The following is a 10,366-nucleotide window of genomic DNA, read 5'->3' as shown; positions in this document are numbered from 1 at the left end:
ACCGCACGAAATTACTTCGCTGTCGTCGCTATCGCCGCAACTCTGCTCTGGCTAAGATAACTGTCCACGCGACCTAGGGCTATCCAGGATGACCTGCAGACTACCATCGCGCCGCTTGCGTATTGTGTTGCGAAGACGCTCTTGGTCGATGAAAGGGTGAGCAGCTGCGTCCGCGCGGACTTGTCCTTCAAGATCCTGGATCGTGCGGGTCACGTTATCCTTCGACCCGTGCTCAGCCGCCGCAAAAGGCGATGTCAGAAATGTCTCGCCATGAGCTCGTTGTGTCCATCGAGCGCAACCAAGCCGCGATCGACAAGGCGGTAGACAGAGCTCGCAGGCTAAGACGACATTTCGCCTGAGTGGCTCGCCCGAGTCTTTGCTGAGGAACCGCGGAAAAAGATGGTCGCGGACGCGGATTGCGATCGTCGACGTATGCTGGAGCGACCGACCGGCGCGACTACACGTTGCGCATGATCGACAAGCTGCAAAAACGCTCGGCAAGCGGCACTACCTACAGCCGTTCAGAGCGGTGCGCGGTCGTCGGGACGGCTTTACGCGCTTCGGCCGCCGCAGGCTCGCCTGTTGCGCATTGGGCGTCCGGGCATGCGCAGGGCTGCCAGTGGCATGGTAGGCGCCACGGCTGTCCTGAACGATTAGGGCGGCGATGGCCGCGGCGGTGAAGAGCTCTGCCGCTCGCTTCACCGCCGGTGCCGCGTGTCCCGGCCGGTGGGTAGTTCGCTGGTTCCCTCTGGGCGTGGGGAGAGCAGTGCGGACCGGCCGAGCGGACTCCTGACGCGGCGCCGCGGGCATCGCCCTCGGAGGCGGCTCCTGCGCCCCTGGGCAGCGCAGCGAGGGCAACCTTGATGGCGGGAGAAGTCGGGAGCGCCGCCGGCCGATGGGGCGTAGCCCAACACGGCCGGTCCAGCCGCTACGATCATGAATGTCCGCATGTGCCCCCGAAATGAAAGAACGCACCTCCTCAACTTGCGCGCGAATTCAAGAGAGAAGCCGCGAGGAGCGTTCAGCTTCAGGCGAATGCGTTCAACGTCCAGTGGAGCGATACACGACCTCGGCCCGAAGTCGACATCCAGTCAGCCCATCGAGTCGCGTGACTAGTTCTCCCTCGTTTGGGCCGCGGCCCGATCGAACACGCGGGCGAGCAAAGCGCGGCATTTGCGTTACCGACGGCACTCGATCAAGGGTCTTTTTCAACGCCGACGCTTCCAATCCGCCGAGAACGTCTGGACCACATCATTGTCCTAGGCTGGGCGCATCTGCGCGGAATTCTCCGAGCGCACGCCGGTTATCGCTATCGCTGCCCCTTTGGGCGTTTCCTCCCTGGACTTGGGCCGCTTGTGGCAACGCAGGCGGCCTTTCTTTTTGTGTGCACCCCTTGGGATTCGACCGACGTCTAGTCGACTTATACCCTTTCACTAGGCGGAGGGTACCTCAGTACGGTCACTTCATACCCGCGCGCAATGGCGTCAACGAAGTGCTCGGTGCTACCTAATGAATGCGGAGTGAAAGGCAACGGAACCGGCCACGAGCAGGCAGTTGCAGGATAAGGTCGGCGGCGTAGCGCCCGCCGGCCTTTCCCTTGATCGAGCCGCGCGTTTGCCGCTCCAGTAATTAGAGTCTACTGCAGTTGGCTGCGGAGAGTACGCCATGAAAAACGTTGCCGATCTCTTGATGCGGTTTTGGCAAGGCAGCCAGCGCGCGTCCAATACTTAGGTTGCAGCTATGGCCGGCAATCGGGATCGATCCAGCATGGCTGATTTTGTCCGCATCCTTCAAGCCTACGATCAAGAGCAGTACGGCAGGAGTTGGGGGGCGACCGCGTCCCTAGAGCTTCTTGGGTCCCTTGGTGAGCGTGAGGAATCCGGTGACCGCGCGACCCGATGTGAAGGTATTTGCAATTTCCATATACTCAATTATGTACCATGTGGTACACAACGGCGGTGCGCGATGTGGCGAATGTCGCGTATCGAGACTGCGATCTTCGTCGCGGCGGTCGTCGTCATGGTCGCGCTGGCGGTATGGATTGGCCTGTAGCCAAGGATCGAGAGAGGTGACGATGACAGATCGATCAGACAGCAGGCGATCGGCGGCGGCGACAGGGCGAGCGTGTCCTACCTCTCCTTCATGCTGGATCACCGCATCACGCAGAAGGTGGTGTCGTCAGCGTTGCCGATGCTGGTCAATCTTGGCCTGATCGAGATCGAGACGGGTCCGCGCGGCGGCAACGTGTTTCGGTTATCGAACCGCTGGCGCGGCATTGGCGAGGCCGAAGCCAAAGAACTGGCGCGCGAGGTGAAGCCGCATCGCACGTTCGAGAAGCGGCCGGAGGCGAGCCGGGAAAGAATCGCCAACTTGGCCACTCTGAAGCTGCCGAAGCCCATGACGGGCGAGCGGCGGAGGTACAGGCGGCGGCCGCCGTCGCTGCCAACGATGCCGTGGCAGGATGACCGGCTATATAGCACAAGCCTCGCGACCTCAATGTCTTGCCCGCGGAACGCCAGCAACTTGATCCCGGCCGTCACCTGCTCAGCGAGGACGCGACTGTCGGTAAGCAGGATGCGGGCATCTCAGAACTTCGTGATTGGAGTTGTTTCCGTGCAATCCAGATAAAGTGTCCACCACCTCGGACTTAGATCCCTCGAGGACAATGTACCAGCTTGGAAAGGATCAACATCATGGTCTACGCTATCGAAGTCTGCACAAGACGGCACGGCTTGTTGGTGAAGTACGGAAAGGACGCTGGTGGCGACTTGAACGGACCGTCCAGTTGCGTCTGGATGGTACCGGGGACTTGGAGCGAATGATCGTAAAGCGTCCGAAATTGGACAGTTTCCCGGCGCGACCTCGCAACGCGGGCAAGTCGCAATTTTGGAGTTGAAAAACCAGCGCTTAGTGAAGGAACAAAAGCACCGAATTTCGTGATTTTCCCGGTGTGTGTACCGAAAATCTCATCCGAGTTGATGACGTGATGGAATCTCCTAAGCTAGCGGAATGATCGAGGTTCTGCGTTTCGTGCTGGCTGTCCTGGCCTCGCCATTCGAGTCGAAGTTGCGGCTTGAGGCTGAGAACGCGGTGCTTCGACATCAGTTGAATGTCTTGAGACGGAGTGTCCATGGTCGCGTCAGGCTTACGAACAATGATCGCTGGTTCTTGATGCAGCTGTACCGCTGGGTTCCGTCGATCTTGCAGGTCGTCACGATCATCCGGCCGAGACGCTCGTGGGTTGGCACAAAGCCGGCTTTCGCTGCTATTGGCCTTGGAAATCGCATCGACGGGGAGGGCGGCCGCAGCTCTACGCGGAGCTGCGTGCGCTGGTCCGGCTAATGAGCATCGAGAACCCGCTATCGGGGCGCGCCACGCGTCCACGGCGAATTGCACAAACTCGGGTTTGAGGTCGCGCAATCGAGTGTCGCCAAATACCTGGTCAAGCGGCACGGGCCGCCAAGCTAAGGATGGCGCACCTTCTTGAGTCACCATGCGCGAGATGTTGCCGCCATGACCTGTTCGTGTCCCGACCCTTCTTCGACCCGCTGTACGCCTGCATCATCATGCGGCTGGGTTGCAGAGAGCTTCTCTGGATCAACGTCACCCCGCACCAACCGCGGAATGGGTTGCACGCCAGATCACCGAAGCATTCCTGTGGAACGAAGCTTCGCGTTACATAGTCCGCGACCGGGACCGGATCTATGGCGCGCTCGTCACGCGTCGATTTGCGCGCCGTGGGCATCCGCGGCAGATCCGCCGCCGAGCTTCTAATTCGGTGGAATCGACCTCCTGTCATCTCGGTGGCAACCAGGAGCGTCGTGTAGGCACTGATTTGGTCGCGCAGAAGCCGGCCTCACGCCCGCAACCGCCTTCAGCAATCCGCCTACGCCCACGATCATCCTCACGCGCTTCATGTTGTTGGCGAGCACGTTAAGCGCCATCTCCGTGGCCAGCTTTAGCCGCTTTTTCGTGAGAAAGTACGTTGCTCCCACACAACATTCATCGTGCCGAATGGATGCTCCGCTGTCTGACGGCGAACACCCATTGCATGGGGGGTGTGGTCGAGCCGATCCTGAACTTTTCCAGAACGGCCTCATGCTCCCAGCGTGAGACGCGGCGCTCGGGGGCTGTCGTGCACTGAGCTTTTAGCGCGCAGGTTTTGCAGGTGCTTGTCCAATAGCGGCGCAGGGTCTTTCCGTCCTCTACGTTCGTATAGTGATAAGTTAGCCGCTCGCCGGCGGGACAGCGATAAATATCGTCGGCGGCGACATAGACAAAATCCTGTTTGCCGAAGCGGCCAGCAGCCTTGGCGCCCGAAGTCATCGGCTTCGGCAACGTCACCGTGATATCGGCTTCCTCGCAGGCCCTGATCTCCTCTCCATCGCAATAGCCGCGGTCTGCCACGACTTCGAGCGTCTCGGCAGCCATCTCGTCGCGCGCCTGCCCGGCCATGTTAGCGAGTTGGTGGCGATCGGTGCCCGCGTTGGTGACCTCGTGAGCCACGATGAGATGATGCTGCGTATCGACGCAATCTGCACGTTGTAGCCAACGATCCCGGTGTCCTTGCCACTTGTCGCCATCGAGCGCGCGTCAGGATCGGTCAGCGAGATCTGCTTGTCCTCGCTCTTCATCATCTCCGCATTGACCGCATTGAGCCGGGCGGTCTTCTCCTTGAGCTTCTCGATCTCGCCCTCCAGCCTCGCAACTTTCGCCTCTGGCACTGCATCGCCGTGCCGATCGGCGGTCTCGAGCTGCGAGAGATAGCGGGCGATGCTCTCGTCGATCCGCTCCGGGCGCCGCTTCATCTTCGCCTCGGGGAAGTTCTTGTCCCGCGCATTGACGGCCTTGAACTTCGATCCATCAATGGCGACGCTCGCTGCAACAAGCAGATCAGGCTTGCGGCACAGCGCAACGAACTCGCGGCAGACCTCACGAATGGCCTTGCCATTGTCCTTGCGGAAATCCGCGATGGTCTTGAAGTCCGGCGTCAGTTGCCCGGTCAGCCAGATCATCTCGATATTGCGCTGGCATTCCGCTCCAGGCGTCGGCTCGACGGCACGCGATTGAGGTAGCCGTAGATGTAGAGCTTGAGCATTATGCCGGGATGTCAGCCGGGCCGCCCCGTGTCGAGCGGCTGGACGCCAACGAAGCCGAGCTTGGCCAGATCGAGCCCGTCGACGAACACATCAACCGCACGTACCGGATTGTCCTCGGCCACGTAGTCGTCGAGCAGCGCGGGGACCAACGTGCTCTGTCCGCGGTTCACCCCTTCAACAAAGCGCTTCAGTAGATGCTCCCTGCAAACGCAGGGAATTCTTATCGCGCCAATCACGGCAAACAGATCGTTTTCACACGGCCTGGGCCACTAGCCGACATTCGCTCCATCCGCTTTCGCTTCAGTGCAAAGCAATTAATTGAATGCCGCGCTTCCGGGACGCCGTCGGCCTCAGGCCGCTGGATGAGATAGTAGGCAAGCTCCAGTCCACCGCGTCGTCTGGCCCGCCGAAAAACAGTCACCAATGTTGCCCTACCCAAGGCAACGCCGCTTTCGTTAATCGCCGCTTGATAAGCCGCTGCTGAAGTCGTTGATTTGCAGCCCAGGCTTTCCGTGCCGCCGGCACAGTCATCTCTGTTGTGACAACGAAGGCTCTCTGTGCAGCCCCTTAGTGTAGCCCAAGAGTGCAGGCAGCCTGCAATTGCAGGCTGATAGTTTCAATGCCGGCGGACGAACGCGCCTAACCGGCACCATCCGCATCGGCAGGAGTTTTGGTAACCGCTTACGTCACGAAGAGCGAAGTTCGCTCACCGCTCGGCGGTGGCGCGTCAGGCCTCGGCGATCAGTGAGGCGATGTCCTCGAGCGGACGATGGCTGAAGTCCTTTGCGAGTTCGCCCAAGATCTTGCCTCTCAGGTCGTGGTTGAAGTGCTTGCGCATCTCGCCCAGGGTCCTGGGGTCGGAGACAACGACCAGGTGTTCTATGGTCCCGTCCAGGCTAAGCTTGTTCAGGAACGCGGCCGTCGCTGCCGCGAAGTCGTCCTCAACGAGCCGCCTCCCGTCGGGGTTAGCAAAAACGGTGCGATGCCGCGCACGCGAGCCTGAGTGGGCGGAGGCAGGCGGAGCTGCGGTGATCTCGACCAAGTGCACCCCAGGTTTCACGCCTGTATTGTGGAACAGGCGGATCGTCTCGCCGTCAGCAACGGCTACTGTCGTACCGGTAGGCAGAATCATCGAAAGACCTCCCGTTCACGATCCCGCTTTAACACGGCGGGCTATGATACTCGTATGCCGGCGTTCTGCTGCGCCTCTTAAGCTCCCGGCACGAAACTCCCCGGAGCAGGACAGTCCCAACGATCGCCGAAAGGAATCGACGTTAGGTAGAAGATTGAGTCTATGACGGTCCAAAGGAAAATCACCTCTCGCTATGGAGTCGATAGCCGGCCGTTATCGGCAACGGCTGAGAGACGCTTGGCACCGCTGCGGAGTGAGTGCGGCGCTTCTGTCTGCGAGCACTCGCCCGAGCGGAACTCTAGGGCGACCGCGACGAGATGTTCACATGCCTACCGCCATCATAACGCGCGGCTATCGACTTCATGGCGTGACGTCATTTCCCATTCGCCGCGCGTAATCTCATGCTGACGAGCGTGAGCGGCAACCTTTCGCCGCCTCTCCGACATCTGAACAAGGGTCCACAATCAGGAGGCTGCAAATGTCAGTGAAGCAACCGGTTCTCACGCCGCCCCACGGCGGCGAAACGGTGACCTCGAATGGGGGCTCGAGCGTCGAGATGAAAGTGGAGAGCAGCCAGACCGGAGGCGAATATGGCGCTGTCCTGTGGACGGTGCGGGCCGGGGAGGAGCCGCCGCTGCATACCCACTCGCGCGAGGACGAGCTGCTCTGCGTGGTGCAGGGGCAGCTAATCGCGCGGGTCGGCGATGCCCGCGTCGAGGTGGGGCCCGGCGCCTACGCGGCTCTTCCCCGCGGTGTGCCGCATACAATCGAGGTGGTCGGCGACCAGGCGACTCTGCTGCTCAGCTTCGTGCCGGGTGGGCTGGAGCGCTTCTTGGTCCCGCGGAAAGGCGAGCAGCCCGATCCGACAGCTTTCGGCCTGACGTTCCCCTAGGGGCGGGGACCACGGCGCGCGGCGTTCGCGACCGTGCGCCCGCTCCGGCCCGGGTGCCGGCCGCGCGCGACCGCGCCAAATGATTGGTTCCACGGGCCGGCCTAGGCGAGCGACAATGGCGCGAAGATTTGATCTACGATGAAAAATCACCTTTCGCCATGAAGTCGATGGCCAACCGTTGTCGGCATGGCAGAAAGACGTTTGGCACACTGTGGTGGGAGTGCGGCGCTTCCCATCGGCGACCGCGAAGCGGTGTTCACGTGCTTACGGGGATCATAACGCGCGGCTATCGACTTCATGGCTTGACGTCATTTCCCATTCGCCGCGCGGAATTCCATGCTTCGCTGGTACCTTGCTCATCCGGCGCACAGCAGCTTAGCGTGTTGTGCGGGACTAAGCTCCTTTCACCCGCTGCTCCTTTCACCCGCTGACGGAGGAAATCCGCTATGGTCACTCGCGGTTTCACAGGCCGCCAATCCGGATCAGAACAATCGGACCGGATTCCCCCAGGACAGCACCTCGTCGAGAATTTCCCGGTGCTTACGGCCGGTCCCACGCCGCGAATCGAGCCCGCGGACTGGACTTTCACACTCAAGGTCGGACCTCGTCCGGTCAAAGCGTGGAACTGGTCGGAGTTCAACGCGCTTCCACGAACCAAGATGACGCGAGATATCCACTGCGTGACCTCGTGGTCGAAGCTCAACACCGCCTGGGAGGGCGTGGCCATCGACGACATCCTCGCCGACGCTGGCCTTAGCGCACCCACTCCGTTTGCACTCGCACATTGCTACGACGGATACTCGACCAACGTGCCGCTCGCCGACCTCGCAATGGGGAAGGCGATGGTCTCGCTCAAGTACGAAGGCCAGCCGCTGCCGCGCGACCATGGGGGGCCGGCGCGCCTGCTCGTTCCGCATCTCTACTTCTGGAAGTCGGCGAAGTGGGTGAACGGGCTTCAGTTCACGGAGCGCGACGAGGCCGGCTTCTGGGAGCTGCGCGGGTACCACATGTACGGCGATCCGTGGCGTGAGCAGCGATACGCGAATGACTGAAGCGATTGCCGCAAACGCGGGATGGCAGAGCTGTGCGATTATCGAGATCGCGACGAGAACGCCGGCTATCAAGAGCTTCTTTCTCTGCCTCTCCGAACCGTTCGACTATACGGCCGGACAGCACGTTGACGTGCGGTTGACTGCGCCCAACGGCTACACTGCCATGCGCAGCTACTCGATCGCCTCGGTGCCGAGCGATTCCAAGTTGATCGAGCTGGCGATCGAGCGCCTCCCGGACGGTGAGGTTTCCCCGTTCTTCCACGACGTCGCCCAAGTAGGCGACACGATCGAGCTTCGCGGGCCGATTGGCGGACACTTTCTGTGGCCGGGGCCTTCCAGCAAACCAGTGCTCTTGATCGGCGCCGGCTCCGGCGTCGTGCCGCTCATGGCGATGATCCGGTATCGGAAGGCCAGCCGAGAGCCAGTGCCTGTCGCGCTGTTGCTCTCCTCCAGGACCTGGGGTGACGTGCTGTTCAGGGACGAGCTCCTCGAGCTCGAGAGGTCGCTTCCCGATTTCGTGCTCGCCTTGGCTCTGACACGAGAGCCGGCGATGCGCCGCACCGACTTCAGCAGGCGGATCGACGGCAAGATGGTCGCTGACGTCGCGGGGCGGCTGCCTGTGTCCGCCGGCTGCGCCTTCGTGTGCGGGGCGAATGCCTTCGTCGACATCGCGGCGGACGCCGCGCTCGCCTTGGGACTGGAAGCCGCGGCGATCAAGACCGAACGCTACGGCGCTTGAGAGACGATCCCTCTCGCTCCGCGGGAGGATAATTTTCGCAAACGCCAGATTATCCGTGCGGCCTGCGGCGATCACGGTCGTGCTGAATGCAAGGATACGCAACTGTGAACGAAACGGGAGCCACGCGGATGCTGTCAAAGACGATCGATCGACGGCTCGAAGGTCTTCTGCTGTGAAGGCGGCGCGCATGGCGGGGGCACCCCGAAATCGAGATCCAGATCGACTTCGTCGCAACACTCTAGAAGCGGGATACGACCATGTTTTCAGTGATTTTCGAAGTCCTCCCCAATAAAGAGAACTGGGATGACTACCTCGACAACGCCAAGATTTTGCGCCCCGAACTGGAGCAGGTCGAAGGCTTCGTCGACAACATCCGCTACAAGAGCCTGACCCGCGAGGGTTGGATCCTTTCGCTTTCGAACTGGCGCGACGAGAAGTCGCTCGTTCGCTGGCGCACCCGCATGCGCCATCACCAGGTTCAGCAGAAGGGCCGCGACGAAATTCTTGCAGACTACCATCTCCGTGTCGGCCAGATCACCGCCGACAATAAGATGCCCGCGGGGTACACCCTCACTGAGCAGCGGCTCGACGAGACCGAGGTCGGGGAGGGAACTGCGGTCACGCTGATCAACGCGACGCGCCCTGCGGAATGGAAGCAGACCAACAACCCGTACCACTGCGCGGAGTGGCTCGGACTGAACCCTTGGGCCGCCAACTGCACGTCCTGGGACATCTTCGACGCCGTGCTCACGCCTGGCGACCTGATTTTGCTCATATCCTGGAAGGACGCTGCTGCAGCGCAGGCCTACGAGGACGCTTCCGCGCCCAATGACACGGCGAGGGTCCGGAGAGTGCGGATCGTGCGCGACTACGGGAAATACGACCGTCGCGAGGCGCCTCAATACTACGCAGATGCCAAGGGCGGCGCGACCCTCCACGCCTGACACCGCTCCGTCGGGAGGGGCGCAGCCTGCCGGGAGTTTGACTCCGCGTTCCTGCCACCCAGTCCCGCATTTCGCCAGGCTTCATAAGAAACAGACGTATTGGCGGTTGACGAATTGTCGCTGAGGCTCGCTCCGATTGTTGTCGAACGATTGACCTCAGCCCTCACGATCATGCCTTTTGGGGGTGCGTACACGCGGCGCGGCGGCCCGTCCGGTTCTCGCCCACCTCGCATGCACTGGCCCGGCTCTCAGAAGTTCCTGAAATCGTGTCCGTGCGTCCAAATCAATCGGCCGAGCCGTTCCAACGTGTGCACGCAAGTTACATCTACGCCCATGATTGCGACGTGCTCGACACGTCGTCGAGTGAAGGCTCGTCAGTATCGACAGCCGCACCTTGACGGAGAACAGAACAACCGATGGAGCTTCATCAAGTTCGCTACTTCCTCGCCGTCGCATCCGCGCTCAACTTCACCCGCGCGGCCGAGCAGTGCAATGTCACGCAGCCCGC

General features: G+C 61.4%; 8 protein-coding genes and 1 pseudogene. 7 read left to right on the top strand and 2 right to left on the bottom strand.

The features are described from left to right. Positions 1 to 1,767 precede the first annotated feature (1,767 nt). Together AC5ZG5_RS44835 and AC5ZG5_RS44830 are read left to right on the top strand one after the other, a co-directional pair. Positions 1,768 to 2,052 carry a hypothetical protein gene (locus AC5ZG5_RS44835; protein WP_456646125.1) on the top strand — a complete coding sequence of 95 codons (285 nt, stop codon included), beginning with the start codon at positions 1,768 to 1,770 and terminating at the stop codon, positions 2,050 to 2,052. Between the two features lie 72 nt (positions 2,053 to 2,124). Beyond that, positions 2,125 to 2,628, top strand: a complete 504-nt coding sequence (locus tag AC5ZG5_RS44830) for a hypothetical protein (protein WP_456646124.1) — start codon at positions 2,125 to 2,127, stop codon at positions 2,626 to 2,628. 1,235 nt (positions 2,629 to 3,863) lie between these two features. Here the strand turns inward: AC5ZG5_RS44830 and AC5ZG5_RS44825 are convergent. Beyond that, positions 3,864 to 5,290 (bottom strand): annotated as a pseudogene (locus AC5ZG5_RS44825) (IS1182 family transposase); the annotation flags it as partial. Between the two features lie 536 nt (positions 5,291 to 5,826). Beyond that, a complete protein-coding gene (locus AC5ZG5_RS44820) occupies positions 5,827 to 6,231 on the bottom strand; it encodes a baeRF12 domain-containing protein (RefSeq protein ID WP_456646123.1) in 405 nt (134 codons plus the stop codon). 478 nt (positions 6,232 to 6,709) lie between these two features. Here AC5ZG5_RS44820 and AC5ZG5_RS44815 point away from each other — a divergent pair, with 478 nt between their 5' ends. The 5 genes from AC5ZG5_RS44815 to AC5ZG5_RS44795 form a co-directional block, all read left to right on the top strand. Next, positions 6,710 to 7,123: a cupin domain-containing protein gene (locus tag AC5ZG5_RS44815; protein WP_130230753.1), complete on the top strand. Its 414-nt coding sequence runs from the start codon at positions 6,710 to 6,712 to the stop codon at positions 7,121 to 7,123. Positions 7,124 to 7,569: 446 nt separating this feature from the next. Then, complete coding sequence (locus tag AC5ZG5_RS44810; RefSeq protein ID WP_130230755.1) at positions 7,570 to 8,175, top strand: sulfite oxidase-like oxidoreductase; 606 nt, start codon at positions 7,570 to 7,572, stop codon at positions 8,173 to 8,175. Beyond that, positions 8,168 to 8,914, top strand: coding sequence for a ferredoxin reductase (locus AC5ZG5_RS44805; protein ID WP_456646122.1), 747 nt, complete (start codon positions 8,168 to 8,170; stop codon positions 8,912 to 8,914). The genes AC5ZG5_RS44810 and AC5ZG5_RS44805 overlap by 8 nt, the downstream gene beginning before the upstream one ends. Before the next feature lie 257 nt (positions 8,915 to 9,171). Then, positions 9,172 to 9,858, top strand: coding sequence for an antibiotic biosynthesis monooxygenase family protein (locus AC5ZG5_RS44800; RefSeq protein ID WP_456646121.1), 687 nt, complete (start codon positions 9,172 to 9,174; stop codon positions 9,856 to 9,858). Between the two features lie 416 nt (positions 9,859 to 10,274). Then, positions 10,275 to 10,366 (top strand): LysR family transcriptional regulator (locus tag AC5ZG5_RS44795; protein ID WP_496114004.1); only part of this gene is annotated, 92 nt, incomplete at its 3' end.

This window comes from Bradyrhizobium sp. Ses1 (genome assembly GCF_059512365.1).
This window is presented reverse-complemented; position numbering and strand designations above follow the sequence as displayed.